This is a genomic window from Fluviicoccus sp., from assembly GCF_030646115.1.
In the GTDB taxonomy this organism is placed as follows: domain Bacteria; phylum Pseudomonadota; class Gammaproteobacteria; order Pseudomonadales; family Moraxellaceae; genus Fluviicoccus.
The window spans coordinates 186,876-213,072 of record NZ_JAUSMX010000018.1; the positions used below are offsets into that span (position 1 = coordinate 186,876).

22 protein-coding genes are annotated in these 26,197 nt (G+C 58.7%); 21 read left to right on the top strand and 1 reads right to left on the bottom strand.

All coding sequences use genetic code 11. The features are described from left to right. Positions 1-17: 17 nt before the first annotated feature. On the bottom strand, positions 18-1,799 hold the full coding sequence (locus Q7T36_RS12830) for a serine/threonine-protein kinase (RefSeq protein WP_304849076.1): 1,782 nt from the start codon (positions 1,797-1,799) through the stop codon (positions 18-20). A 168-nt stretch (positions 1,800-1,967) separates the two neighbouring features. On the opposite strand from Q7T36_RS12830, the gene rsmA reads away from it, so the two are divergent. The 21 genes from rsmA to Q7T36_RS12935 all read left to right on the top strand — a co-directional run bounded on the left by rsmA (position 1,968) and on the right by Q7T36_RS12935 (position 26,197). Next, positions 1,968-2,771: a 16S rRNA (adenine(1518)-N(6)/adenine(1519)-N(6))-dimethyltransferase RsmA gene (rsmA, locus tag Q7T36_RS12835; protein WP_304849079.1), complete on the top strand. Its 804-nt coding sequence runs from the start codon at positions 1,968-1,970 to the stop codon at positions 2,769-2,771. Continuing rightward, positions 2,761-3,141, top strand: a complete 381-nt coding sequence (gene apaG, locus Q7T36_RS12840; RefSeq protein WP_304849082.1) for a Co2+/Mg2+ efflux protein ApaG — start codon at positions 2,761-2,763, stop codon at positions 3,139-3,141. Before rsmA ends, apaG begins: the two co-directional genes overlap by 11 nt. After that, complete coding sequence (locus Q7T36_RS12845; RefSeq protein ID WP_304849085.1) at positions 3,141-3,977, top strand: symmetrical bis(5'-nucleosyl)-tetraphosphatase; 837 nt, start codon at positions 3,141-3,143, stop codon at positions 3,975-3,977. Before apaG ends, Q7T36_RS12845 begins: the two co-directional genes overlap by 1 nt. 4 nt (positions 3,978-3,981) lie before the next feature. Next, positions 3,982-4,452 carry a hypothetical protein gene (locus Q7T36_RS12850; protein WP_304849088.1) on the top strand — a complete coding sequence of 157 codons (471 nt, stop codon included), beginning with the start codon at positions 3,982-3,984 and terminating at the stop codon, positions 4,450-4,452. A gap of 264 nt (positions 4,453-4,716) precedes the next feature. Beyond that, positions 4,717-5,091: a hypothetical protein gene (locus tag Q7T36_RS12855; RefSeq protein WP_304849090.1), complete on the top strand. Its 375-nt coding sequence runs from the start codon at positions 4,717-4,719 to the stop codon at positions 5,089-5,091. A 448-nt stretch (positions 5,092-5,539) separates the two neighbouring features. Then, the gene (locus Q7T36_RS12860) at positions 5,540-7,462 is read left to right on the top strand and encodes a PrkA family serine protein kinase (protein ID WP_304849093.1); all 1,923 of its coding nucleotides are present in this window, start codon (positions 5,540-5,542) and stop codon (positions 7,460-7,462) included. A 10-nt stretch (positions 7,463-7,472) separates the two neighbouring features. Continuing rightward, on the top strand, positions 7,473-8,747 hold the full coding sequence (locus Q7T36_RS12865; RefSeq protein ID WP_304849096.1) for a YeaH/YhbH family protein: 1,275 nt from the start codon (positions 7,473-7,475) through the stop codon (positions 8,745-8,747). Next, positions 8,744-10,252 carry a SpoVR family protein gene (locus Q7T36_RS12870; protein ID WP_304849101.1) on the top strand — a complete coding sequence of 503 codons (1,509 nt, stop codon included), beginning with the start codon at positions 8,744-8,746 and terminating at the stop codon, positions 10,250-10,252. Before Q7T36_RS12865 ends, Q7T36_RS12870 begins: the two co-directional genes overlap by 4 nt. A gap of 149 nt (positions 10,253-10,401) precedes the next feature. Continuing rightward, positions 10,402-10,809 (top strand): hypothetical protein, encoded by a 408-nt coding sequence (locus Q7T36_RS12875; RefSeq protein WP_304849104.1) that lies wholly within the window; start codon positions 10,402-10,404, stop codon positions 10,807-10,809. 234 nt (positions 10,810-11,043) lie between these two features. After that, a complete protein-coding gene (locus Q7T36_RS12880; protein ID WP_304849107.1) occupies positions 11,044-11,433 on the top strand; it encodes a hypothetical protein in 390 nt (129 codons plus the stop codon). A 271-nt stretch (positions 11,434-11,704) separates the two neighbouring features. Continuing rightward, the gene (locus Q7T36_RS12885; protein WP_304849110.1) at positions 11,705-14,719 is read left to right on the top strand and encodes a Sel1-like repeat-containing protein kinase family protein; all 3,015 of its coding nucleotides are present in this window, start codon (positions 11,705-11,707) and stop codon (positions 14,717-14,719) included. 113 nt (positions 14,720-14,832) lie between these two features. Further along, positions 14,833-16,035 carry a sodium/glutamate symporter gene (gene gltS / locus Q7T36_RS12890; protein WP_304849113.1) on the top strand — a complete coding sequence of 401 codons (1,203 nt, stop codon included), beginning with the start codon at positions 14,833-14,835 and terminating at the stop codon, positions 16,033-16,035. Between the two features lie 75 nt (positions 16,036-16,110). Next, positions 16,111-17,616: an ATP-binding protein gene (locus Q7T36_RS12895; protein WP_304849116.1), complete on the top strand. Its 1,506-nt coding sequence runs from the start codon at positions 16,111-16,113 to the stop codon at positions 17,614-17,616. Further along, positions 17,609-18,280: a response regulator gene (locus tag Q7T36_RS12900; RefSeq protein ID WP_304849119.1), complete on the top strand. Its 672-nt coding sequence runs from the start codon at positions 17,609-17,611 to the stop codon at positions 18,278-18,280. The genes Q7T36_RS12895 and Q7T36_RS12900 overlap by 8 nt, the downstream gene beginning before the upstream one ends. A gap of 46 nt (positions 18,281-18,326) precedes the next feature. Beyond that, positions 18,327-18,719, top strand: coding sequence for a hypothetical protein (locus Q7T36_RS12905; RefSeq protein WP_304849122.1), 393 nt, complete (start codon positions 18,327-18,329; stop codon positions 18,717-18,719). Between the two features lie 167 nt (positions 18,720-18,886). Next, on the top strand, positions 18,887-19,348 hold the full coding sequence (locus Q7T36_RS12910) for a DUF6756 family protein (RefSeq protein ID WP_304849125.1): 462 nt from the start codon (positions 18,887-18,889) through the stop codon (positions 19,346-19,348). A 979-nt stretch (positions 19,349-20,327) separates the two neighbouring features. After that, positions 20,328-20,846, top strand: coding sequence for a DUF4262 domain-containing protein (locus Q7T36_RS12915; RefSeq protein WP_304849128.1), 519 nt, complete (start codon positions 20,328-20,330; stop codon positions 20,844-20,846). 29 nt (positions 20,847-20,875) lie between these two features. Then, a complete protein-coding gene (locus tag Q7T36_RS12920) occupies positions 20,876-21,295 on the top strand; it encodes a DUF1801 domain-containing protein (RefSeq protein WP_304849131.1) in 420 nt (139 codons plus the stop codon). Between the two features lie 25 nt (positions 21,296-21,320). Continuing rightward, on the top strand, positions 21,321-21,662 hold the full coding sequence (locus Q7T36_RS12925; RefSeq protein WP_304849134.1) for an outer membrane protein assembly factor BamE: 342 nt from the start codon (positions 21,321-21,323) through the stop codon (positions 21,660-21,662). A 282-nt stretch (positions 21,663-21,944) separates the two neighbouring features. Next, positions 21,945-23,045 carry a two-component system response regulator gene (locus Q7T36_RS12930; protein WP_304849137.1) on the top strand — a complete coding sequence of 367 codons (1,101 nt, stop codon included), beginning with the start codon at positions 21,945-21,947 and terminating at the stop codon, positions 23,043-23,045. Continuing rightward, positions 23,042-26,197 (top strand): response regulator, encoded by a 3,156-nt coding sequence (locus Q7T36_RS12935; protein ID WP_304849140.1) that lies wholly within the window; start codon positions 23,042-23,044, stop codon positions 26,195-26,197. Before Q7T36_RS12930 ends, Q7T36_RS12935 begins: the two co-directional genes overlap by 4 nt.

Genomic DNA, 26,197 nt, shown 5'->3' on the forward strand with positions numbered 1-26,197 from the left:
CCTTGGGCCTGGCAGCCCTACTCACAGGCTCGCAAGGCTTGCTTTTTGCCTCCCTGCATACGCACCAGTTTCTCCTTGACCAGCCGGTATTCGGTGAGCCCGCCATTCGGCAGCGCCGCATCAGCCGCCGCCGGGAGGGTGAATACCTTGCCGTCATAGGCGGCCACCACGGTTTCTGTGGATGTCCGCTTGGCGGCCCCTTCCCCGCCGCTGATATGCAGGCTATCGCCGTTGAGTATCCAGGTTGCCACGTCCTGAGTGCAGTCGGTCACGGCCCAGACCCCGTTCAGGCTCTGCACCAGGGCCAGACGGCGACCGGCAAATATCTTCACTTGGTCATCATTCCAGTCCTTGAGGCGGCTCAGTTGCTGTGAAGCGGACTGAAGCAGCAATTCCGCCTCCTCCGGACTTCCCTGCAGCCGGGCAGATTCCGCCAGGCCCAGCCGTTTTTTGGCGGCAGGCAACTCCTTTTTGAACTTGTCGGTATAGAGCGCCATGGCTTCAGTGGCGACGGCGCGCGTTTCCTCTGCCTTCAGCAAGGACTGGCGAAGACCGGCGCTCGCCTGCGGATCCCGGCTCAACCGGATCTTTTCCCGATAATAGTCAATGCTGCTGTCCGCCTCTTGCTGTGACTTGGCCAGCGTCGGGAGAACCTTGTCCAGTTCCGCCAGCAACTGCCGCGACTGCATCTCCACCAAACGGGACTGGCTGGCGGGCTGATAGTAGAACCAGCCGGCCGCCGCACCCGCCACCGTCAACAGTGTCAACAACCAGGGCAGGCGGCGACGGGAGGCCGAGCTTCGCGGACGGAGCAAGAGCACCGCATCCGGTTTGGCATCCGGCCCGTCCGGCCTGACCGCATCCTCGGGCATTTCCAGATACTTTTTCCAGGCCGCAATGGAAGGCGGCCGGTCCTCGGTGCGCACCGCCAGGCCGACATCAATGGCATGCAGGATATTGCGGGGGTATTGTCCGGCATGTGTCTGCCACAGCGGTTCGACCGCGTCATGACAGATGCGGACCGCCGAGGCCGGCGGCGCATGGCCGGTGATCAACTTGTACAGCAACGCCGAAAGCGCATAAATATCAGTCCATGCCCCCTGACGGCCGCTTTCGTCATATTGCTCGATTGGCGCATAACCGGCCTTGAGAATGACCGTCACGCTTTCGGATTTGTCGACAATGCGTCGCGCCGCCCCGAAATCCAGCAGCATCGGCTGGCCGTTCTTGAGGATGAACACATTGTCCGGCGAAATGTCACGATGATAGATCTGACGCTCGTGCAGGTAGGAAAGCGCGGGCAACAAACCGTCAAGCAGTGCATGGATCAGCTTCGGGGAGTCGGCCGCCGTCAGATCCGGCAACAGGCGTGACAGCGGTTCGCCCTCATAAAACGGCATCACCATATAAGCCGTGCCGTTTTCCTCCCAGAAATGCAGCACCTGCACCAGTCCGGGATGATTCAGTTCTGACAGCAGCATGGCTTCCTTGACGAAACAGCGCATGCCCAGGGAGAACAAGTCTTCGTCCTTTTCGGATCTCAAACGCACCGCATGGGAGTTGACGCGGTCCAGCATGGCGGACGGGAAAAACTCCTTGATGGCGACATGGCGGCCGGTGACATCCTGCACGGCCCGGTAAACAATGCCGAAACCGCCAATGCCCAAAACGGCTTCAATGGTAAAGTTGCCCACCCGGATGCCCGGCTCCAGCGCTGCGCCATGCATGGTATTCTGGCCCCCCGCCTCGGCAGCCGTAGGGCCGGACCGGACAGAGGTTATTTCTTCTTCATTCGCCACGGGGAGAATTCCTGTGCAGGCCAATGGATTTCGCCCGCTTCTGACGCCAAGACTGCCACAGCCGTCCGGATGCGCCAAGACGCAATAACAACAGAAAACCCGACGCCGGGGGACAAACGTCCGGTTTTGCCCTAGAATTCAGCCCCAGCCCACCAGATCAGTCCCGACATGTCTCTTGACCTGCAAGGCCACACCGCCCGCAAGCGTTTTGGCCAGAATTTCCTGCACGACGAAAACATCATCCGTCGCATTGTCCAGTGCTTCGCCCCGGTGCCCGGCCAGCATGTGGTCGAGATCGGCCCCGGCCTGGGCGCGCTGACCCGTCACCTGCTGTCCTTCCTCAGCGAAATGCACGTGGTGGAGCTGGACCGGGATCTGGCCGCGCGCCTGCCCCATACCTTCGCCGGTCAGGGCACACTGCATATCCATCAGGCCGACGCGCTGGACTTTGATTTCAGCACGCTGGTCAAGGACGGGGAAAAATTGCGCATCATCGGCAACCTGCCCTACAACATTTCCACCCCGCTGATTTTCCACCTGCTGACCTTTGCCGGGCGGGTGGAGGACATGTGCTTCATGCTGCAAAAGGAAGTGGTGGACCGCCTGGCCGCCGAACCCGGCACCGCCGATTACGGCCGGTTGGGGGTGATGGTGCAGTACCGTTGCCGCGTGGACTGGCTGTTGGCCGTGCCGCCGGGCGCGTTCAACCCGCCGCCCAAAGTGCAGTCCGCGGTGGTAAAGCTGACACCGCACACCGTCTCGCCCTATACTTGTGACAATGAACCCTTGCTCGGCCAAGTCGTGGCCGCCGCCTTCAACCAGCGTCGCAAGACCTTGCGCAATGCCCTGAAATCGTTGGCCGCCGATGAAGACTTTGCCGCCGTCGGCATTGATCCCGGCCTGCGCGGTGAAGTGCTGAGCGTGGAACAGTTTGTCCGTCTCACCAATCAGTTGAACCGTCATGTCCAATAATGAAGCCCGGATCCGGGTTAATGTGAAATCCGAATTCGTCCCGGAGCAGTCTGACCCCGGCACCGAACGTTATGTCTTTGCCTACCACATCGCCATTACCAATGAAGGTGAGGAACCGGCGCGGCTGTTGACTCGTCACTGGGTGATTACCGACGGCGAAGCCAAGGTGGAGGAAGTTCGCGGCGACGGCGTGGTGGGGCAACAACCCTCGATTGCCCCCGGCGAAACCTACGAATACAGCAGCGGCGCCATCCTGAAGACTCCGGTGGGCAGCATGCAGGGTTCCTACGGCATGATTGACGAGCACGGCGAACGCTTCGAAGCGCCGATTCCGGTGTTCCGCCTGGCCGTTCCACGCATGGTGCACTGATGGCCGATTACGCCATTGGCGATATCCAGGGCTGCGCGGATTCCTTCAACGCTCTGTTGAAGGAAATCCGCTTCAACGCCGACGCCGACCGCTTGTGGCTGGCCGGCGATCTGGTGGCGCGCGGACCGGACTCACTGACCGTGCTGCGTCAGGTGAAGGCCATGGGCGACAATGTGCGCGTGGTGCTGGGCAACCACGACCTGCATTTGCTGGCGGGCTGGTACGGCTTCAGCCCCATCAAGAAGAAGGACGGCACCGCCCCCATTATCGAGGCCAAGGATGGTAAGGAACTGATTGACTGGCTGCGCCGCCAGCCGCTGTTCCTGGACATTCCGGAGCATCAGGCGGTGCTGACCCATGCCGGGATTCCCCCCTGCTGGAGCCTGGCGCAAACGCGGGTGCTGGCGGCGGAAGTGTCGGCGGTGTTGCGGCATGACGATCTGGTGAAGCAGTTTCTGGGCGGCATGTACGGCAACAGCCCCAACTTGTGGCACGAACACCTGACCAGCACCCGGCGCTGGCGGGTGATTACCAATTACCTGACCCGGATGCGTCTGGTGAGTCTGGCGGGGGAACTGGAGTTCAGTTTCAAGGAGGATTTGGGCAGTGATTTGCCGGAGGGATTCCACCCTTGGTTCTCGTTGCCGAATCCGTCGCTTAAAGGGGTGCGCGTGCTGTTTGGGCATTGGGCGGCGCTGGAAGGCAGCGGGCCGCAGCATCCGATTATTGCGCTGGACGGGGGGTGCGTTTGGGGGGGGACGTTGCTGGCTTACCGGCTGGATGATGGGGCTTTTTTCAGTACGAAGGAAGGGTGTGAGGATTGTGGGTTGGGGTGAGCCAATGAAATTTATTTGTCCAGACTGCCAGACTACAAACCAAATATGTACTGACACCCATGTATCCTGTGGCAAATGCCACGCTTTACTCTCCGATAAAACTTATGGCCCTCTTGCTCAAAATAACGGATCAGTCACCGGATATATTGTTACAGCAATCATTGCCATCACAGGTACGTTGTATACCGTAAAACACATTGAAGACACGGATCAAATCGTTGCTTCAGCCAGCCATCCCAGTCTTTCATATCGACGTTTCCCTATGCCTATCGAATATGAATTAGTCAAAACTTGTGTAGAAGGAGCGAGGAAAACACTTACCATTTCCGAGTACAGGCATAAGCAAACAGTCTGCCTTTGCATCATCGACAGAGCAACAAAAGCATTGACTTTTCATGAATACATACAAAGCCCACCCAAATTTGCTCAAGCATTTCGTGAACAGCAAGCATCATGCCTTGAAACGATCAAATGAACGGTTCATCATGAATAGGTTTTGCCCATTATTATGGGTTAATGCTCACAAATGAGGCAGCACTGAAAGGACTTACGGCACTTCCAGCGCTGATTGATTTATCGACTGCGGGGAGGATTGTTGCCGCGTCCACCGCCAGATGGATTCCCAGTCGTGCTCGGTCCATTGTCCGGGCGAGGTGTATTGTACTGAATCATGTCGTTCTCCTAAAGTTAAGGCACCTCATGGCGCCAGAGATCAGACTACAACGAGAGAATGGGACAAATGGGGACAAAAGATCAGAAACGCACTGTAGAACTTCAAAAGGAGCTCAGGTTGATTGCTGCTAGGCTTGGCCTTTCGCTTCCTAAACTTGCAGACAAAATTTTTGACAAATCCTATTCTCCCAGTAATGCTGAAGAGGAGGATCAACTCCGTATTCGCTTTCGTGAAAGTTTCAAAAAACAGCTAGAACGAAAAACCACTAATCCAGATTTTCTTTCACATCACATCGACACAATTAGTCGAACTTCGGAATTTCGCGATGCCCACCTAGTATTTCCAACGTACATTAAATCAGACAGCTTAGATAACGAGCTACGTGAAACTCTAGAAAAAATATCTAGAGAGCTATCCTTTTGCATCTCCAACAAAGATTGATTCTGAACTATTAATACCCCCGAACCGGAAACTTTACGGGGAATAATCAGGATTTCGAACCATAGACCATGGAGTCTTATTGCTTTTCACCATCCAGCCCAACTTCAGCATGCCATAAAACCATTAATTTTTAAATTAGTCGCACCAAACAATCAAATGGCTTGATTACACCAGACTGATCCATTAATAACTAACGAAAATCAATCTGTCTGCACTGTTTTGTATTTGCATAAAAATCCTCCGACTCAAGCCCTTAAAAATTTAACTCTGGCACGCCCCCTGCATGTCCCTTCCCTGACAGCCCGCCCCACCGCTGTCGCCAAAGCCGGCCCGGTTATCCCCGTTTGCAAAAAGCAACGAACACCGCCAAGCCGACTTTAAAAAACGCGTCTAAGCTGAGAATCAGGAAGCCCTTTTCGGGTGCAGAACGACAACACGAGGTCATGCCATGAGCCTGTTTCGTCACTACCAATCCCGCTACGACCAAAGCCGGCCGGAAGAACTGACGCTGGAAGAATACCTGAACCTGTGCAAACGGGACCCCGCCGCCTACGCCACCGCCCCCGAGCGCATGCTGCTGGCCATCGGCGAACCGGAGCTGGATGACACCAGCCGCGACCCGCGCCTTTCGCGCATCTTTTCCAACAAGATCATCCGCCGTTACCCCGCCTTCAACGAGTTCTATGGCATGGAAGACGCCATAGAGCAGATCGTGGCCTACTTCCGCCACGCCGCGCAGGGTCTGGAAGAAAAGAAGCAGATCCTGTACCTGCTGGGACCGGTGGGCGGCGGCAAAAGCTCGCTGGCGGAGCGGCTGAAGGCGCTGATTGAGAAGACGCCCTTCTACGCCATCAAGGATTCGCCGGTGAACGAATCGCCCCTGGGCCTGTTCAATATCGAAGAAGACGGCGACATCCTGGAACAGGACTACGGCATTCCCAAACGCTACCTGCGCGGCATCATGTCGCCGTGGGCGGTGAAACGGCTGAAGGAATTCGGCGGCGACATCAGCCAATTCCGCGTGGTGAAGCTGTACCCCGCCATCCTGCACCAACTGGCCGTGTCCAAGACCGAGCCGGGGGATGAGAACAACCAGGATATTTCCGCGCTGGTGGGCAAGGTGGACATCCGCAAGCTGGAAGACTTCCCGCAGAGCGATGCCGACGCCTATTCCTTCTCCGGCGGGCTGTGCAAGGCCAATCGCGGCCTGATGGAATTCGTGGAAATGTTCAAGGCGCCGATCAAGGTGCTGCACCCGCTGCTGACCGCCACGCAGGAAGGCAACTACAACGGCACCGAGGCCATTGGCCCCATCCCGTTTGACGGCGTGGTGCTGGCGCACTCCAACGAGTCGGAATGGCTGAATTTCCGCAACAACAAGAACAACGAGGCCTTCATTGACCGGATTTTCATCGTCAAGGTGCCGTATTGCCTGCGGGTCACCGAGGAAATCCTGATCTACCAGAAGCTGCTGGACAACTCCTCGCTCAGCGCCAACCCCTGCGCCCCGGACACGCTGAAAATGCTGGCGCAGTTCACCGTGTTGTCGCGGCTGAAGGAGCCGGAAAACTCCAGCCTGTTCTCGAAAATGCGCATCTACGACGGCGAGAACCTGAAGGATACCGACCCGCGCGCCAAGTCCTATCAGGAGTATCGCGATACGGCCGGGGTTGACGAAGGCATGAACGGCCTGTCGACCCGCTTCGCCTTCAAGATCCTGTCCAAGGTGTTCAATTACGATATCAGCGAGATCGCCGCCAATCCGGTGCATTTGCTGCACGTTCTGGAAATGCAGATTGAGCAGGAACAGTTCGCCAAGGACACCGCCGCCCGTTACCTGCGCTTCCTGAAGGAGTACATGGCGCCGCGCTATGTCGAGTTTATCGGCAAGGAAATCCAGACAGCGTATCTGGAGTCGTATTCCGAATATGGCCAGAACATCTTCGACCGCTATGTGCAGTACGCCGATTTCTGGATCCAGGACCAGGAATTCCGCGACCCCGATACCGGCGAAATCTTCAACCGCCAAGCGCTGAACGAGGAACTGGAGAAGATCGAGAAACCGGCCGGGATTTCCAACCCCAAGGACTTCCGCAACGAAGTGGTCAACTTCGTGCTGCGCGCCCGCGCCAACAACAACGGCAAGAACCCGACATGGATGTCTTACGAAAAACTGCGCACGGTGATCGAGAAGAAGATGTTCTCCAACACCGAAGACCTGCTGCCAGTGATTTCCTTCAATCCGAAGGCCTCGAAGTCGGACCAGCAGAAGCACCAGGACTTTGTACGCCGCATGACCGACCGCGGTTATACCGAGAAACAAGTGCGGTTGTTGTGTGAGTGGTATTTGCGGTTCCGCAAAGCGCAGTAACGGAGGTTCAATGAGCTACATCATCGACCGCCGCCTGAACGGCCGGCACAAGAGCATGGTCAACCGCCAGCGCTTTCTGGACCGTTACAAGGCGCAGATCCGGGAATCGGTGTCGGACGCCGCCGGCAAGCGCAGCATTACCGACATGGATCGCGGCGAGTCGGTGACGCTGCCCACGCGCGACATTTCCGAGCCGGTGTTCCACCACGGGCCGGGCGGCTCGCGGGACATGGTGCATCCCGGCAACAAGGAGTTCATTACCGGCGACAAGGTGCCGCGTCCGCAGGGCGGCGCGGGCGGCCAGGGTGGCGGCAAGGCCGGGAACTCCGGCGATGGCGAGGACGACTTCACCTTTACCCTGTCGCAGGAGGAGTTCCTCAATTTCCTGTTTGAAGACCTGGCGCTGCCGAATCTGGTGAAGCGGCGGCTGGCCGGGGTGGAAACCTGGGAATGGCAAAGCGCCGGGATTGTGTCGGAGGGCAATCCGGCGAAGATCAACATTGTGCGCAGCCTGCGGGCGGCCACCTCGCGGCGCATTGCGCTGGGCGCGGGCAAGCGGCGGCTGATTGCCGAACATGAGGCCGAACTGGCGGCGCTGCTGGAACGTGAAGCCTCCCCCGAGCGCAACGAGCGGATTCGCGAGCTCAAGGCGGAGATTGTGAAACTGAAGATCCGGCTGGAGAAGCTGCCTTTCATCGATACCTTCGACCTGCGTTACAACCACCACATCAAGGTGCCGAAACCGACGGCGCAGGCAGTGATGTTCTGCATCATGGACGTGTCCGGTTCCATGAGCCAGGCCACCAAGGACATGGCGAAACGTTTCTTCCTGCTGCTGTACCTGTTCCTGAAACGCAACTACCGCAAGATTGAACTGGTGTTCATCCGCCACCACACCAGCGCCAAGGCCGTGGATGAGCAGGAGTTTTTCTACTCGCGGGAAACCGGCGGCACCATAGTCTCCAGCGCGCTGAAACTGATGGACGAGATCATTGCCGAACGCTATTCGCCGGAACAATGGAACATCTATGCGGCCCAGGCCTCCGACGGCGACAACTGGAGCGATGACTCACCACTGTGCCAGGATATCCTGACCCAGCACATCATGCCGGCGCTGCAATACTTCGCCTATATCGAGATTACGCCGCGCCAGCATCAGGCGTTGTGGGAGTCGTACACCGAGGTGGAGGCCGCCTTCCCCGACACCTTCGCCATGCAACAGATTATTGAGCCGACCGACATCTATCCGGTATTCCGCGAACTGTTTGCGAGGCAACCCGCATGACAAAACCGATTTCCAGCGGTTCCGAATGGTCCTTCGGGCTGATTGGCGAGTACGACGCGGCGATCAAGGCCATCGCGCACGACGAATTCGGGCTGGACACCTACCCCAACCAGATCGAGGTGATCACTGCCGAGCAGATGATGGATGCCTATTCCTCGGTGGGCATGCCGATCGGCTATCACCACTGGTCTTTCGGCAAGCATTTCGTCAATACCGAGAATGCCTACCAGCGCGGGCAGATGGGGCTGGCCTACGAGATCGTCATCAACTCCGACCCCTGCATTGCCTACCTGATGGAAGAAAACACCATGACCATGCAGGCGCTGGTAATTGCGCACGCCTGCTATGGCCACAATTCCTTCTTCAAGGGCAACTACCTGTTCCGCACCTGGACCGATGCGGGCAGCATCATTGATTACCTGGTGTTTGCGCGGAACTACATCCGCAAGTGTGAGGAGCGGCATGGCGTGCAGGAAGTGGAATTGCTGCTGGACTCCTGCCATGCGCTGATGAACTACGGCGTGGACCGCTACAAACGGCCCTACCCGATCTCCGCCGAGGCCGAACGCTTGCGGCAGGAAGAACGCGAGGAAGCGCTGCAGGCGCAGGTCAACGACCTGTGGCGCACCATTCCGCAGAAACACAAGCAGCACGCCCATGAACAAGGACGGTTTCCGCCCGAGCCGCAGGAAAACCTGCTCTATTTTTTCGAGAAGAACGCGCCGCTGCTGGAACCGTGGCAACGCGAGATTGTGCGCATCGTGCGCAAGGTGGCGCAGTACTTCTACCCCCAGCGACAAACACAGGTGATGAACGAAGGCTGGGCCACCTTCTGGCACTACACGCTGCTGAACCGCCTGTACGACAAGGGACTGGTGACCGACGGCTTCATGCTGGAATTCCTGCAATCGCATACCGCCGTGGTGTTCCAGCCGCCCTTTGATGCGCCCTACTACCGGGGCATCAACCCGTATGCGCTGGGTTTCGCCATGTTCCAGGACATCAAGCGCATCTGCGAACACCCCACCGAGGAAGACCGGCAATGGTTTCCCGATTTTGCGGGCGGCGACTGGCTGAAGACAGTCAAGTTTGCGATGCAGAATTTCAAGGACGAAAGCTTTGTACTGCAGTTCCTGAGCCCGAAGGTGATGCGCGATTTCCACCTGTTCAATGTGGTGGATAACGAACACAAGGACTCGCTGGAGATCGGCGCCATCCATGATGATCCCGGTTTCCGCAAGATTCGTCAGGCGCTGTCCAACCAGTACAACCTGAGCATGAACGAACCGAACATCCAGGTCTGGGACGTCAACCTGCGCGGCGACCGATCGCTGACACTGCGTCATCAACGTCACCAGAACCGGCCGCTGGCCGGCAGCTCCGCCGAGGTGGTGAAGCATCTGCACCGGCTGTGGAAGTTTGATGTGCATCTGGAAAGCTGGAACGACCAGCAACGGGTGGAGACGCTTTCCTGTGCGGCCGACGGGGTTCACACCCGGAACTGAAGTCCGATGCGGATTTGTTACGTATCCCTATGTTTTTCAGGGCTCGGCCCTTGCGCTCCGGCGGATAGCAGCCATAATTTTTCATGACATTTATCCAGGAACAGGCAGAACTCCCGTTCCGGCTGCTCCACCCACGGAAGGATCAGATCATGAAAACCAGCGCCACACTGCACTGCTACGGATTCAGCGACCACCACCGCACCATCATCAAGTCCCTGTTGCAAACTTTTGGACAAATGCCAGGTTCGGTCTGGACCTATGTGGACCATGACGCCGCCGACGTGGTGCTGGTGGACTGCGATAATCCGCAAGCGGTGTGGGATGCCACCGAAGGCCGGCTGGAAGGCTTGTTCCTGGTAGCGTGCTCCAACCGAAATGTGCGTTGCCCCGGCGCACGCCACTTTCTGCCCAAACCGCTGCGTCCGCGCGACCTGGTGACGCTGCTGAACTCGCTGGACAATGCCCAGGAGGCCGCCATCCCGGTGTTGAGCCGCCCGCTCATCGTGAGTTCTAAGCCGCCGGAAGACGACCTTTCCCCTTTTCAGGTCCTGACCTGAAAACCACCCCGCCACGCTCTCCGCGATATTTTGTGACCGGGTTCAAATCCTTGCCCGGCAATGCTTTCAGACCGAAATGACTCTCCGGTCACAAATCCGGAAAATAGTTGCGGATAGCGTGAAGCCGGTCTCGAAACACGGCTTGTCCGTGCCGGTGGCGGGGCCATACTGGAGTCACTTCCACAGCCTGGCCGGATTTCCGGGGGCTGTATCTGAGGCATCCGGAGAACGAAAATGAAAACCGCCGCCACCCTGCATTGCCATGGATTCAACGAACACGACCGCACCGTCATCAAGTCCGTATTGCTGTCGTTCGGCAACCTGCCGCATTCCGTCTGGTCCTATGCCGAAGCGGAACTGGCCGATCTGGTGCTGGTGGATTGCGACAACCTGCTGGCCGTGCGTGATGTGGCCCGGGGCCGCATCCACGGCAAGCATGTCGTCGCCTGTTCCGCTCGGGGTGCCTCTTGCGACGGGGCGCAGCAGCAACTGGATAAACCCGTGCGGCCCCGTCACGTCATTGACCTGCTGCTGGCGCTGGATGCCGGGGCGGATTTCCCGTCGCACCCGGCCGCCAATGATGCCGCCGCAGAGCCGATGATGATGTTTCCCGCCATGTTCTGAGCTGTCCCGCAACGCCTCCCTCCTTCCTTAGCGCCCCGAATCGGGGCGCGCCACAGCGGCGACATTTGCAATCCCGGACCATTAACAGACAGGACGGGATTCCCTGCACGGTTTATTTTGTTAAACTTGACGCCGACAGACCTGTTCTTCCTGCGAAATAAAGTATAAGAAGTCCGACAATCAGGGCAAACATCTTCCCGGTTGCGGTTAAAATATCGCCGTTGTCTGTCCCAATTATTAGTACAACAAACGCTTTCAAGGATGCATCCCGATGAAGACAGTCGCTGACCTGTTCGCCAATAATCACGTGATCCTGGGCAAAACCGCACCGGTTGACCGGCACTTTGTCCATGTGGAAAAATGGCCCGGCGACAGTCCCGACGGCTCCTGCACCTGGGTGAAGAGCGTTGAGCCCGGCCAGCTCCAGAACGAATACTGGGTGGCCCGCGAAAAGAACCTGTTGTTGTTACTGAAGAAACTGCCGCAAGTCGTGCACCTGCGTAAGGATGGCGACAACAGTGAGAACACACACCACACGGTCAATACCCGGGATGCCGGGATTCCGCTGGAAAGCTGGCTGAAAATGAAGCCGCAGCATCTGGCCAGCCGCCAAACCCTGGAACACCCCTTCGCCCATATCGGCGCGTTTCTGCGGCTGGCGCGCGGACTGATTACCGCCCTGAAGTCCATTCACCGCGAAGGCGTCATCCACGCCAATCTCGATCCGTCCAATATCTGCCTGCCTTACCAACCGTTCCCGTTCCGGTTTGACGACGGCATTCGTCCCGATCATGCGAATATCAGCCTGATTGACTTCATGTTCGCCATCAGCACCACCTTGCGGCTGTACCGGCCGCTGGCCATCAAACCGCTGGCTCCGCCTTCCAGTCACTCCAGCCTGTTCCGGCAGGCGCTGGAAAACGACATGGCCTCCCAGCGCGCCGACGCCGTGCAGTCGCTGGACTACAGCGTTGACCTGTATGCGCTGGGCCACCTGCTGGAAGAAATTTTCCAGCGCGGGCTGATCTACCCCGGCAACATGCAGTCGCAGATGGAAATGACCATCTACAACCTGATTCAGGAATTGCTGGGTTTCGACGAAGGCATCCCAGACTGGGTCAGTGAAAAATACGGCTCCACACTGCCGCATGACATCTATCTCAAGCGTATCGACAACATGTTGTCGCTGGACCCGCACGCCGATAACCACGAACACGACATGTTACTGCTGGACCCGACCCAAGGGCTGGAAGATGAAGATGAAACGGCGGAAGAACCGTATCCTCATGCCGAACCCCACCAGCCGTCCCCGGAAAACAAGGACCCTACTGGAGAATCCCTGCTGATGACCGCCAGCGAACCGCTCAGCGCCTCCCCTGCCGCCCGTAAACCCACCGCCGGACTCTCCTCTTATTTCGAGATCAACACCTGGTTGGTGGTCGCTGGCCTGATGCTGGCCCAGGCCGTGGGTTTCATTTATCACAAGGGCGACAGCCTCAACCTCGACGTTTTCTCCACCCTGCTTTTGATGGCGGCTGTCACCGGCGGCCTGTTGCTGGCCATGCGACTGCTGGCGCCGGAGGGCAGCCTGATCCGTCATATTGAAGGCGAAGTGGCGCTTCCGGGGGAGCCCGGATTTGCAGGCTTTGATGCCGCCCCCCCGCGTCAACTGCGTGACGATGAGTATATCCATGTCAGTCCGCTGGTGGTGGTGGCGGCGCTGGCGGCGGTGCAGGGCTCCGCTTTTCTGTACGCCCATGGCGACAGCATGGGGCTGGATGTGTTGCCGTCCATCCTGCTGACACTGGCGGCCGGTTTCGGTTTTGCCGCGATCAAGGTCTGGTATGACCGCTTTGTCACGCCCAAACCGATAACCGTGATTGATGACGACGGGGACGAAACACCGGCAGCGATGGACAATGACGGCGCCAAGGCGGTCATTGCCGCAGTGGCTCAGGTGGAGAAAGTCCAGGCATATGAACCGCCGGAGGATGCCATTCCCGTGTTGCCGGTGCTGGCCGCTGTCGCACCGGTCGCCGTGATGACTGAAACCCTGATCACCCTGCCGGAAGAAGTGCCTGAAACGGCTGCGGAACACCCGGCCGAAGTGACGCCGACGCCTGCGGAAACCGAAGAAGTCCCCGCCGAACCGGCTGCCCTGCCGGTGGTCGAAGAAATACGCCCCGTTGTCACGGAAGTTCTGCCGATTGAAGAAGACGCGCCGGTGCTGGCGGAACCAGTCCCGACCGCTGCGGTGATTTCCCTGGATAAGCCACGGGAAACGGCAGTCGCGGCAGCAAGCGCCCCTTTGGCGCAGCCTGAAGTTGCCGCCCTGCCGCTGGCGGCGCGCACCGCCCATGCAGACCCGGCCGAAGACGCCGCCCTGTTGCCGGACGCCGATGGAACGGTTGCCGCGCCAAAGCATCTGGAACTGGACAACCGCGTCGTCATTGTCGTGGTGCTGCTGCTGTTGCTGCTCTTTTTCTACCTGAGCAGGCCGGACAAAAGCCCTGCTGTGAACGTGGTAAGCGCGCCGCCGCAACCCGCCCCGGAAGTGGTTGAAGCGCCGATGGTGGAAGACCTGGGCCTGCCGGAGGCGGTGCCCGCCGTTGAACCGGAAGCTCCGACCAGCATGCCGACCGACACCACCATTCTGGATTCACTGAAGGCACAGGCCAAGCCGCGCACGGCCGCCGTAAAACCGGCCAAGCCGCAAACCGCCGCCAAGCCGGGCAAGGCCGCCGAAGCTGAAGAGACCGAAACAACCACGGAAACCGTCGCTGAAACCGCCCCCGAAGCACCGGCAGCCGAAGCCGCCAAACCCGCCGATGCCGTGAAACCGGCAGAGGCCGTGGCTGCTGCTCCGGCCGCACCCGCCAAACCGCTGGGCAACCCGTTGGCGCAGGCCCAGAACATCATGGGCTGGCACTACTTCAAGGGCATTACCGTGCCGAAAGACATGCCGGAAGCCTTGAACTGGTTCCGCAAGTCGGCGGAGATGGGCGATGCCAGCGGCCAGTTCAACCTGGGCATGATGTACGCCAACGGATACGGCACCGCCAAAAACCATACTGAAGCCGCCCGCTGGTTCAAGCTGGCTGCCGACCAGGGCAAAGCCAACGCCATGCTGAACCTGGGCCAGATGTACCTGGCCGGACGCGGCGTGGAGCAGAATACGGCGGAAGGCATTCGCTTGCTGAAACTGTCGGCAGAAAAAGGCGACAAGAACGCTCAGGCCAACCTGGACGCCATTGCCCGCAGCGGCAAGGGGATGGCCGCGCCCTGAGCCCCCCTGACCCGGCAAAAACTCCCGCCCCGCGCGGGAGTTTTTGTTTGCGGGCGCAGCGCAAGTGATTGCCCGCATGCCACACTCCCACGCACCCCATCCGGAAAACCGACATGCTGCAACTTGATTTCATCACCACCCTGGCGGTGGCCACGCTGGTGCTGTGGCTGGGCGAAGCGCTGCAACGCCGCGTCCCCCTCTTCCATCGCTACAACCTGCCCGCACCGGTGCTGGGCGGTCTGGTGGTGGCGCTGCTGATGCTGGCCGGGCGGCAGACCGGCCTAACAACCCCGGCCTTCGACATGTCCGCCAAGACGCCGCTGATGATTGCCTTCTTCACCACCATCGGCCTGGGAGCCAGCCTGGGCCTGCTGCAACGCGGTGGTCGGCTGGTGCTGGTGTTTTTCCTGATTGCGGTGCTGGGAGCCGTTTTGCAAAACCTGACGGGTGCCGGAGTCGCGGTGTTGCTGGGCGAAAAACCCTTGTTTGGCGTACTGGCCGGCTCCGTGACCCTCACCGGCGGCCCCGCCACCGGGCTGGCCTTTGCCCCGCAGTTTGAAGTGGCCGGCGTGCAAGGTGCGGAAGCCATTGCCGTGGCGGCGGCCATGCTCGGCATTCTCTGCGGCGGACTGGTCGGTGCACCGGTGGGCACCTGGCTGATCCAGCGCTTTCACGCCCGCACGCCCGGTCTGGCGGAGGCCGCCGCCGGGGTGCTGAAAATCACCATGCAGCAGGCCATCGACTATCGCGCCCTAACCGCCGAAGACCTGCTGAAAGCCTTGGGCGTGATCCTGCTGGCGATGTGGCTGGGCGGCGGCATCAGCGCCTGGATACAGGCGCAGGGCCTGACCTTGCCCGCCTACATCGGGGCCATGATCGCCGCCGCCATCATCCGCAACATTGACGACCGCCAACGCTGGCTGAGGCTGTCGGAACCGGCGGTGGAAGCCTTGGGCGGCATGGCGCTGAGCTACTTCCTGGTGCTGTCGCTGATGTCACTGGAACTGTGGAAGCTGGCCGCCGCCGCCCTGCCCTTGCTGGTGATTTTGCTGGCGCAGGCGCTGCTGGTGGCGGTGATGTGCATTGCCTTGGTCTATCCGCTAACCGGGCGCAATTATGAAAGCGCGGTAATGGGCAGCGGCTTCTGCGGTTTCATGATGGGCACCACCGCCAACGCCATGGCCAACATGGACGCCCTGACCCGCCGCTATGGTCCGGCCCCGCAAGCTTTTCTGGCCGTGCCGCTGGTGGGGGCGTTCTTTATCGACTTCGCCAACACGCTGCTGGTGCAAGGGTGCCTGGTGTGGCTGAAATAGGCGCTTCATCTCCATATTTCTTGCGAGATTGACCGTCATACTGCCCCCGGAATCCCGTGAAACACGACCGAGGACATGCCCGTGCGATTGTTCCGCATCCGCTACAAGCTGTTTCTGGCCATTGCCGGCATCAATGCCTGCCTGGTGACGGGCACCTTTGTCTTCAACACGGTCAGTTTTGAAAAGCACTTCGCCAATTATCTGGGGCAGCAGGAACTGGCCCGGCAAGTGCCGTTGATGGGGGCGCTGGCCGGTGAATACCGCGAAAACGGCGTCTGGGAATATTACCGTCACGACCCGAAACGGTTTCACGACCTGATCGACCAATACAACACCGGGCCGGGTGATGCACCGCCGCAACGCCGTCACCGCAACGGACTGGACGATGCCCCCGGACCGGGCCATCCCTTTTTCCCCGGAGGGCGGCCGCCAGGCATCCCCGGCAGCCATGACGGCCCTCCCGAAAATCTGCGGCCACAACGGCCTGCAACAGAACATCTGGTGCTGCTGGACCGTGACCTGAGCATTGTGGTTGGCCCGCAACGCCTGCCCGCCGATGCCGTGATGGCCCCCATCAACGTCAACGGACAAGTGGCCGGCTATCTGGCCTACCTGCCGCAACGGGAACTGGTGCGCAGCGGCGAGCAGGTCTTTGCGCAACAACAAAAACTGATCTTCATCCGCGTCGCCGTGGGCATGGGCCTGGGGTCCTTCCTGATGGCGTTCGGCATTGCCTGGTGGCTGAGCCGACCCTTGAAAGAACTGACCCGCGGCACCCACGCCCTCACCGCCGGCCAGCTGGATACCCGGCTGGACATCCCCGGACGCGACGAACTGTCGCTGCTGGCCTCGGACTTCAACCGGCTGGCGGAGGCGCTGCAAGCCAACCAGGCCTCACGCAAGCGCTGGATTGCCGACATTGCCCATGAACTGCGCACGCCGCTGGCGGTGTTGCGCGGCGAGATCGAGGCGTTGCAGGACGGCATCCGCCAGCCGACGCCACAGAACCTGCTGTCGTTGGCGCAGGAAGTACAGCGGCTGTCGCGGCTGGTGGAAGACCTGCACACCCTGTCGCAGTCGGATCAGGGCGCGCTGAGCTATCACCAGGAGACTGTTGATCTGGGGGAACTGATTACAGAGGTGGTGGACCAGCACCAGCGGCGGCTGGACGCAGGCGGAATATCGGTGGATCTGCAGCTGAGCCCGGGCCTGACCGTGTGGGGCGACTCCGCCCGGCTGGCGCAATTGCTGGCCAACCTGATGCAAAACACCCTGCGCTATACCGATGCGCCTGGCACGTTACGAATCAGCCTCAGCAGGGTCTATAACCGGGTGCATCTGGAGTGGGAAGACTCCAGCCCCGGTGTCTCCGAGCAGGACCTGCCGCATTTAACCGAGCGCCTGTTCCGGGTGGAGTCCTCACGCAATCGCGCCACCGGCGGCTCGGGTCTGGGGCTGTCCATTGCCAAGGCCATTGCCGACGCCCATGATGCCGCCATGCGCCCGCGCGCCAGTGCGCTGGGCGGACTTTGCTGGGAACTGGTGTTCCCCCTGCACACCCCGGAAGCCAGCCATGCCTGAACATATCCTGATTGTGGACGATGAAATCAAGATTGCCGAATTGCTGCGGGATTACCTGCACAGCCACGGCTACTCCACCACGCTGGTGCACCATGGCAACGACGTTGAAGCCGCCATGCAGGCCCGCCGCCCCGACCTGATGCTGCTGGACCTGATGCTGCCCGGCCGTTCGGGGCTGGACATCTGCAAGGAGGTCCGGCAGCACTCGTCCCTGCCGATCATCATGGTGACGGCGCGGGTGGAAGAGATAGACCGCCTGCTGGGACTGGAGCTGGGCGCCGATGATTACATCTGCAAACCCTTCAGCCCCCGGGAAGTGGTGGCCCGCGTCAAGACCGTGCTGCGCCGCGCCCATCCACCGGCCGACGCCACGCAGGAGAAACTGCAGCTGGATGAGGAACGCTATGCGGCCCGTCTGCTGGGTCACGACCTGGAGCTGACGGCTGTGGAATTCCACCTGCTGAAAACGCTGGCGGCGCGGCCCGGACGCATCTTCAACCGTGAACAGTTGATGGACTCGATGTATGGCGACAACCGCATCGTTGCCGACCGCACCATTGACAGCCATATCAAGAAAATCCGCCGTAAAATAGCTGCAGTGTTGCCCGAGCGCGAACTGATCCATGCGGTTTATAGTGTTGGCTACAAGTTTGAGTGGTCATAGTTTGATGACCGATACATTAACGCGCTGGCCAAAAAGAGCTGACTCCATGGAAACCGGTAATCTGATGTCTTCACCTGAAAAACCCCAGCCGGTGCTGGATTTTGCTACCCGCAAGGCGGTGCTGTTTGCGCTGGTGGCGGAGCGCTTGTCCGCGTTTTATGAGCATGGGGTGTGGATGAATGACCGTCAGGGGGCCAGTCTGGCGGCGTCGTGGTTGTCACGGGCGAAGATACGATTGCCGCCGGAGGATGGCCGTTTGCTGGCGCAGCTGAGTGATGAGTTTGCGCGGCATTTGGCCGGTTCGTTGTCGCGGGAGGCGGGGTTATATACGGCTTATGAGATGATGGAGGCGCTGGACCCGCGGCATCAGTCGCCGCATGCGCAGGCGATGCTGGAGGAGTGTGAGAGGTTGTTGGCGGAGGCGGAAGGTCGGGAGTGATTGGAAATGGCAATGCGTTGTTACAGTTTTGGCTGGGGCGCGTAAAGGGCGTTTGTTGTCACTTTTGCCCTTTTGCTCTACATTAAAGATGTTGTAAAACAGTACTTTGACGCCAAACGCCAGAGTTATGCACCAGTTATTGGTGTTCAATACAAAAGGCGTCATTCATGGATAGTCGCGAAGTCATAGACAGGGAAATAACCAGCCTGAAGCTAGAAGAGAAAATTTCCCTAGTCAGCCTGCACAAGTACGAGCCAATACTGAAAGAGGTCATTTCCAGGTTCACAACCCTAGGCAAAGGTGCGGAAAGCAAGCTTTGGCTCTGGGAGAACTTCAAAGAGCCAATTGCTAGCGCACAACCATATGACGCGATTGAAATGCTTCGTGCTTTGGTTCCACCTAATGAGCAAGTGTGGTTCATTGCCGAGGATTTCTGTCGCACGAAGAAGAACGGTAATTTCTGGCTGTATGAAGGTACTGTCGGCCCCATATGCACACTCTTAGATAACCTGCAGTCCTTTGAGCTTTATTTGGCCTCAAAGAAATATGAGTGGCTCCTGTGTATAAACCACCATCAGGTAGTAATTGCGTCGGGCGGTGAAATGCCTGAAAAGCTAATTGCCGCCTAACAAGTCAAGTCAATGCAGCCGACCCCGTACCCGGGCGGCTGATTTCCAACGTTATGCAAGACGAAATTTAGAGAGATCATATGCCAAGTGAAATATGCAACTGTTTTGAGCCATGCTACACAAATAAAAAGTGGCGCACAGAACTAAAGGTTCACCCAGACACTCAAGATCGCTCAATTGCCGAGTGGAGTGACTTATTACTCTTGATTGACGAAGCGGCAAATGACCAGCGTGAAGTCTTTGATCCTGCTAAAGATCTTGGGTCAAATTCGTGGCATAAAATTTCGACTCTACCCCCTGAAATCTCTAAACTTAAACATGTGAAGCACTTGCTGCTTTATGGTAGCAATCTCACTTGGCTACCACCCGAAATTGGAGATATGGAGTCTCTAACTGAGTTTACGCCATACACATCATACAGATTACACTGATTTCCTTTCGAACTTACTTATTGTAAAAATCTGAAAGCAAGCACCGTTAGCACGCGTGCTTTATATGGGAATTATAAGTTTCGGTCACCATTCCCTTTGCTTAAAGGGAACCCTGTAGACTTATATCGCGATAGAGCAAGATGTAGTCTTTGCAGGAGTAAAGCATCTGATCGTGATCTCAATCAAGTTTGGCTTTCACTTAAAGTGGCAACAGATGTTTTACCTCTATTGGTTCATGTTTGCTCCAAAGAATGCCTACAGAAATTGCCTAAAGCTAATGGTGAGTATATAACCGAGCCACATAAAGGTGGCTTAGGGTTATCACAACCTCCCAGGCATTGGTAGTGTGAAATAGGCATCGAGGCGAAATACCCAAAAAATTCACACCATAGAAAGTTGGTGAGCTTCGCTGGCAGAGGTTACAAGCTTGTAGCTGGCCGTGAAGCAAGGCATCATCCGGAAATAGTGGCGCGCCGCCTTCGGGCCGTGACGCTGAAATGATCAACAGGGAACAAAGGGCTTAATCTGCGCCCTTGACAGGAATCACCATGCCTTACCACTTTACTCCGCCAGCCCCCGAAGACCCGCATGATGAAAAGCTACTGGCGGATGTTGAACAATATGGACTTCACATCCTCGGCATCTTTGCAGAAGACAACGAACCGGAATATGCCTTCTCTGTCGGCCTCTACTACCGCTACCGCCACCCTGAAATTTTGCTCATCGGCCTTAACTCGAACACAGCCAAAGACCTGATTAATGACGTTGCCGCGCTCATTCAGGAAGGAGCCACATTCCAGCCAGGCAACATCTATGACGAGATCATCCGTGGTTATCCCGTCACCTTTATAGCAGTCGATTTTGCCCATTACCGCGAGTACCTGGGTTACGCAAACTGGTTCTACCGTTCCCTCCCCGCGCCCTACCCGGCCCTGCAAATGGTGTGGCCGGATAAGGAAGGCCGATTTCCTTGGCAAAGCGGCTATGACGAATCCTTTCGCCATGTGCAGCCACTGCTGGGCTCCGCCCCCAAGGAGAAATCAGGATCAGAGCGAAATACCCCCTGAAGTTGACGGGTTGCCTTTGATGCTCCAAGATGAAAGTTATCAGGGCCAAGCGCATCCCCTTCGAGGTTGATATGGCTGCCAAATCCGTAGAAGTTCTACTTGAAGACATCCGTCTTCTGTCGGAGGAAAATCACGCATTGGTGCAGGCCGTTCGCACCTTGACCCGGCAAACCTTGAATGCCGTCCAGGAAGAGGTCAAGTACGGTGGCATTCTCCTCTCCTCGGCAGGCACCCCATTCGGCGGCGTGTTCGCCTACAAGCAGCACGTCTCTGTGGAGTTCAGCCAGGGAGCGTCAATCACCGACCCGCACGGACTCCTGGAAGGCTCCGGCAAGGGTCGCCGCCACATCAAGCTGCGCACCGCCGGAGATATCTCCGCCAAGCATCTTGCCGAGTACCTGAAACTGGCCCTCCAAGCCGCTGGCGGGACTGACGGCTCAACGGGATAAACGCACATCCCTCAAGGGCATCACCATGATCCGTATGGCATTATTGATTCTTTCCCTCCTTATTCTCGGCTGCGCATCACGCAGTGAACTGGCCAGGAATTCGTTGCAGGTTCAGCCCGGCATGAAAGCGGATGAATTGAGCCGGGTTCTGGGTGAACCGATTATCCGCCAGACCCAAGGAAATGTTGAAGCCTGGCAGTACTGCGTCACCGACCATTCCGGATTTGAGGCCAATCTGCACGTACTGGTCTGGTTGCGGTCCGGCATCGTGATCGGCAAAAGGGTCCAGAAGAAAGCCAAAATGGGAACCTGTTTGACCAATCTGATCTACGTGCGTTGGGAAGATGCCCCCCAAGCGCCAAGATGACCTTCGGGAACACCATAATCCCTTCAACAGTCAACGCCCTCCCCCCAACGATCAACCCGCCGCAATCACGCGCTGAGCGTGCCAAGCCAACCGGCTCTGCCCTGCCTCAACACGCACCCCAGTGCAGTACGCACTATGCGGTCTAACGAACGGAACTGATCGCTGCATCCTTCTAAGGTCATGACCATGGAGAACTTTGCTTGATTTGGCGCTCTCCGGTGCGTCGGGCAATCCGAATTTCCGTCAGCACCCGCGCCATGACACAAGAACAGAAGGCTGACTATGAACAAGCGGGAATCCGCCACCATCCTGATCGTTGACGATGAGCCCCGCAACATCCGCTTGCTGGAGGCCCTGCTCCACCTTGAAGGCTATACCACGCGTGACGCGGCAAGCGGCGAAGAGGCGCTGGCCTCCATTAAACAGCAGGCGCCCGACTTGATCCTGCTCGACATCATGATGCCCGGAATGACGGGTTATCAGGTGGCAAGCGCCCTGAAATCCGATCCCGTCACCGCCAATATTCCCATCATCATGGTGACCGCCCAAACCGACCGCGAGGCCCGCCTGGCCGGTCTCAATGCCGGGGCGGAAGAGTTTCTGACCAAACCCGTTGACCGGGCCGAACTGTGGGTACGGGTGCGCAACCTGTTGCGGCTCAAGGAGTATGGCGACTTTCTGGCCAACCATAACCGGATACTCAATGAGCAGGTGACATTGCGCACGGCTCAACTCGAAGAAGCCTACCGCGACACCGTCTTTACGCTGGTTCGGGCGGCAGAACGGAAGGATGAAGAAACCGGTCACCACGTTCGCCGCATCAGCCACTACTGCCAGGTTCTGGCGGAAGCCATGAACCTGCCGCTGGATTTCAGCACGGCCATTTTTCACGCCAGCCCCATGCACGATATCGGCAAGATCGGCATACCCGATCATATCCTGTTGAAACCGGGTGCGTTTACACCGGAGGAATGGGCGGTGATGAAGACTCACTGCGCGCTGGGCGAGGGCATCCTGTCCAGCGGTACGTCGCCCTACACCCAGATGGGGGCGGAGATTGCCCTGAACCACCACGAACACTGGGATGGCAGCGGTTACCCCAACGGCCTGGAGGGAACGGCGATTCCACTGGCCGCCAGGATCATGCAGATTTGTGATGTGTATGACGCGCTGCGCAGCCAGCGCCCCTACAAGCCCCCCTTCGATCACGAACGCACCGTCGGCATCATCACCCAGGGTGATGGCCGCACCCGGCCGACGCATTTTGACCCGGCAGTGCTGACCGCCTTTACGGCGCAGGCCGATCGCTTTGCAGCCATCTACGACCACTTCGTCACTCAAGAGCAATCCCGACCGGATAGCCTCCAGGGAAGCATGGCATGAAAAAACTGACGATCGAGAACAAGCTCATCAGCGGACTGTTTGCCGCACTGGCTTTACTCCTGATTTCCGGGGGGCTGATGTACCGCTCACTACAGCGTTATATCGAAACCTCGCACGAAGTCACCCGCACTTACCAGGTTCTGGACGCGCTGGGCGATGTGCGGTCGGGCCTTCGCGAAATGGAGAGTGAGCAGCGCAGTTACCTGATTACCAGTGAAGGCTTTACCCGAAATGCGCGTGCAATAGAAATCGGCAAGATCCGCGAAATACTGGCCCGCGTCGGCGCGCTGACCGCCGATAACCCGAAGCAGCAGTTGCGCAGCGTGACATTGGCCAAACTGGCCGAAGAGCGGATTCAACTATTGGACGGCATTGTCACCATCTATCGCAATCAGGGATTTGACGACGCCCGTGACACCATGAAAACCGGTTCGTCCCGCAGTGGCATGGACGTGATGCTGAAACACCTCAAAGTCATGGAAGACGAGGAACGCCTGTTGCTGATGCTGCGCAACGATGCCGTGGAAAGTAATGCCGTCAGCGCGAAACTGGTTGGCACCCTGCTGGTGGGGCTGGCGCTGGCCGGTCTGTTACTGTTGTGGTGGCGCATCCGAAGTGAAGAACGGCAGCGGCAGGCAACGGAGACCGCCGTTCATGAGAGCGAATTTCTCAAGCAGATCCTGAATTTGCTGCCGGTCGGCGTCATTGTTACCGATGCGTCCGGGAAGATCATCCAGATTAACCCCGCTGCCCGGGAAATCTGGGGGGTGGCCCATTATGCGGACAATTCCGAGCCGCTTGCGGAATACGAGGGCTGGTGGCCGGAAACCGGAAAACGCTTGGCGGCAGATGAATGGGCGCTGGCGCGGACGCTGAAAACCGGCGAAACGGTTCGAGACGAACTGGTGGATATCCGCAGCAGCGACGGGGTGCGCAAGACCATCTACACCAGCGCCATGCCGATCCGAAACTCGGCAGGGCGTATTGTCAGCGGGCTGACCGTCAACGTGGATGTCACCATCTTCAAGCGGACCGAAAAGCTGCTGCGGGCCGCCGCGTCGTTTGATGAGACGCAGGGCAATGCCGTGGCCTTGTTCTCGGCCAGCTTCGACCGCCGGAAAATCCTGGATGGGCTGCTGGCCCTGCTGGCTGGCCGGCATCCACTGCCGGTTTCAGCCCTGTACGGGTTTGACGAATGGAGCGGACGCTATCACTGTGAGGCGGCGCATGGCCTGGGAGAAGACATGCCGCGCGAGTTTGCCCTCGGCGATGGCATGCTGGGACAAGCGGCGGAAACCGGTGAAACCACGGTTCTCAATTGCGCCACCCTGACCCTGAAAACCGGGGTGGCGGACTTCGCCCCGGCGCTGGTGTTGATGATTCCGGTCAGTTATCAGGGCCGCCGTATTGCGGTGTTGGTGCTGGCGGCTAGTCGTGAGCTGGATGCCGGTGACCGGGGGTTTCTCGACAGGCTGGCCGTCACCCTGGGTGTCGCTCTCGACAATCTTCGCCAGTACGACGACTTGCGGGCGCTGGCCGAGAAGTTGCGGGCCAACAGCGAAGAGATAGCGCTGAAGAACCACCAGCTCGAAGAGGCGGGCCGGATGAAGTCCGAGTTCCTCGCCAACATGTCACACGAGTTGCGGACACCGCTGAACGCCATCATCGGATTCTCCGAAGTGCTGAAGGACGGGCTGATGGGGGCGCTGTCCAAACAGCAGAGCGAGTCCGTAAATGACATTTTCACCAGCGGTATCCATCTGCTGTCGCTGATCAATGACATTCTCGATCTGTCGAAGGTTGAGGCCGGCAAGATGACGCTGGAACTTGAGCCTCTGGAGCCGTCCGCCCTTGTCCAGTCCGGCTTGCAGGTCGTGCGTGAGAAAGCCATGGCGCATCGGCTCGGCCTGACGTCCGAGGTGGCAGAGGGTCTGGGGGATATCTGGCTTGATGAACGCAAGGTCAAGCAAATTATCTACAACCTGCTCTCGAATGCGGTCAAGTTCACGCCGGAAGGAGGGAGTGTGCATGTCGCGGCGCGGCGGGTCGGGCGCGATGTGATGCCGCAGGGGGACTTCGATCACTACCTTGAACTGACGGTGCGCGACACCGGCATTGGCATTTCTGCCGAAGACCAGAAGCAGCTGTTTACCCCGTTTACCCAGATAGACAGCAAGCTGTCGCGCCGCTATGCGGGAACGGGGCTTGGGCTGGCCATGGTGAAGCGGCTGGCCGAGCTGCACGGCGGGAAGGTGGTGCTCCAGAGTGCGCCGGGAGCCGGTTCGACGTTTACCGTCTGGCTGCCCTGGCGACTGGAAGGCCATGCCTTGGCCACCGGGCTGACGGCTGCCGCGCCGGTTCGGGATGTTATGGCCGGTGTCCTCACGCCGCTGCCGGTTGTTGCCGGCATCCAGCCGCTGGCGCTGGTCGTGGAGGAGGATGACAAGGCCGCCACATTGATGCGCCTGCAACTTGAGAATTCAGGATTCCGCGTGGTGCGGACCGTGACGGCCGAGTCGGCGCTGGAGCTGGCCGTGGCGGAATGCCCGGACCTGATCACGCTGGATATCGAATTGCCGGGCATGAACGGCTGGGATTTCCTGGAACAGCTCAAACAACATCCGGCATGTGCCAGTGTGCCCGTGGTCATCGTTTCCATTGTCGCCGACCGCATTCGCGGCCTGTCACTCGGCGCCAATCAGGTCCTGCAAAAACCGGTCAGCAGCCAGGAGCTGGCAAGTGCGCTGGCGGCGCTGGGCTTCAAGGAAGGCGAACGCCGCACGGTCCTGGTCGTTGACGATGATCCCAAGGCCGTGCAACTGCTGTGCGCCTATCTCGATCCGATCGGCTATCGTGTGCTATCGGCCTTTGGCGGGCAGGAGGGTATTGAAGTGGCGCGCCGCCAGCCCCCGGATTTGCTGGTGCTGGACCTGATGATGCCGGAGATCAGTGGCTTCGACGTGGTTGAAGCGTTGAAGCGGGACGCGGCGACGGCGAACATCCCGATCATTGTCGTCACGGCAAAGCAGGTTACCGAAGACGATCGAAAGCGGCTCAATGGCGATGTCCTGAAGGTGATTGAGAAATCCGAGTTCAAACACGTCACCTTTGTTGAGGAAGTGAAACGGGCGATGTCCGGGAAGGTGAAATAA

Bases quoted from the DNA above. Each gene is read 5' to 3' on its own strand.
- Q7T36_RS12865 (WP_304849096.1), top strand. From the start codon at position 7,473: ATGAGCTACATCATCGACCGCCGCCTGAACGGCCGGCACAAGAGCATG.
- Q7T36_RS12880 (WP_304849107.1), top strand. From the start codon at position 11,044: ATGAAAACCGCCGCCACCCTGCATTGCCATGGATTCAACGAACACGAC.
- Q7T36_RS12885 (WP_304849110.1), top strand. From the start codon at position 11,705: ATGAAGACAGTCGCTGACCTGTTCGCCAATAATCACGTGATCCTGGGC.
- Q7T36_RS12920 (WP_304849131.1), top strand. From the start codon at position 20,876: ATGAAAGTTATCAGGGCCAAGCGCATCCCCTTCGAGGTTGATATGGCT.
- Q7T36_RS12915 (WP_304849128.1), top strand. From the start codon at position 20,328: ATGCCTTACCACTTTACTCCGCCAGCCCCCGAAGACCCGCATGATGAA.
- Q7T36_RS12870 (WP_304849101.1), top strand. From the start codon at position 8,744: ATGACAAAACCGATTTCCAGCGGTTCCGAATGGTCCTTCGGGCTGATT.
- Q7T36_RS12930 (WP_304849137.1), top strand. From the start codon at position 21,945: ATGAACAAGCGGGAATCCGCCACCATCCTGATCGTTGACGATGAGCCC.
- gltS (WP_304849113.1), top strand. From the start codon at position 14,833: ATGCTGCAACTTGATTTCATCACCACCCTGGCGGTGGCCACGCTGGTG.
- Q7T36_RS12905 (WP_304849122.1), top strand. From the start codon at position 18,327: ATGGAAACCGGTAATCTGATGTCTTCACCTGAAAAACCCCAGCCGGTG.
- Q7T36_RS12895 (WP_304849116.1), top strand. From the start codon at position 16,111: ATGCCCGTGCGATTGTTCCGCATCCGCTACAAGCTGTTTCTGGCCATT.
- Q7T36_RS12850 (WP_304849088.1), top strand. From the start codon at position 3,982: ATGAAATTTATTTGTCCAGACTGCCAGACTACAAACCAAATATGTACT.
- Q7T36_RS12925 (WP_304849134.1), top strand. From the start codon at position 21,321: ATGATCCGTATGGCATTATTGATTCTTTCCCTCCTTATTCTCGGCTGC.
- Q7T36_RS12900 (WP_304849119.1), top strand. From the start codon at position 17,609: ATGCCTGAACATATCCTGATTGTGGACGATGAAATCAAGATTGCCGAA.
- apaG (WP_304849082.1), top strand. From the start codon at position 2,761: ATGTCCAATAATGAAGCCCGGATCCGGGTTAATGTGAAATCCGAATTC.
- rsmA (WP_304849079.1), top strand. From the start codon at position 1,968: ATGTCTCTTGACCTGCAAGGCCACACCGCCCGCAAGCGTTTTGGCCAG.
- Q7T36_RS12855 (WP_304849090.1), top strand. From the start codon at position 4,717: ATGGGGACAAAAGATCAGAAACGCACTGTAGAACTTCAAAAGGAGCTC.
- Q7T36_RS12860 (WP_304849093.1), top strand. From the start codon at position 5,540: ATGAGCCTGTTTCGTCACTACCAATCCCGCTACGACCAAAGCCGGCCG.
- Q7T36_RS12845 (WP_304849085.1), top strand. From the start codon at position 3,141: ATGGCCGATTACGCCATTGGCGATATCCAGGGCTGCGCGGATTCCTTC.
- Q7T36_RS12875 (WP_304849104.1), top strand. From the start codon at position 10,402: ATGAAAACCAGCGCCACACTGCACTGCTACGGATTCAGCGACCACCAC.
- Q7T36_RS12910 (WP_304849125.1), top strand. From the start codon at position 18,887: ATGGATAGTCGCGAAGTCATAGACAGGGAAATAACCAGCCTGAAGCTA.
- Q7T36_RS12935 (WP_304849140.1), top strand. From the start codon at position 23,042: ATGAAAAAACTGACGATCGAGAACAAGCTCATCAGCGGACTGTTTGCC.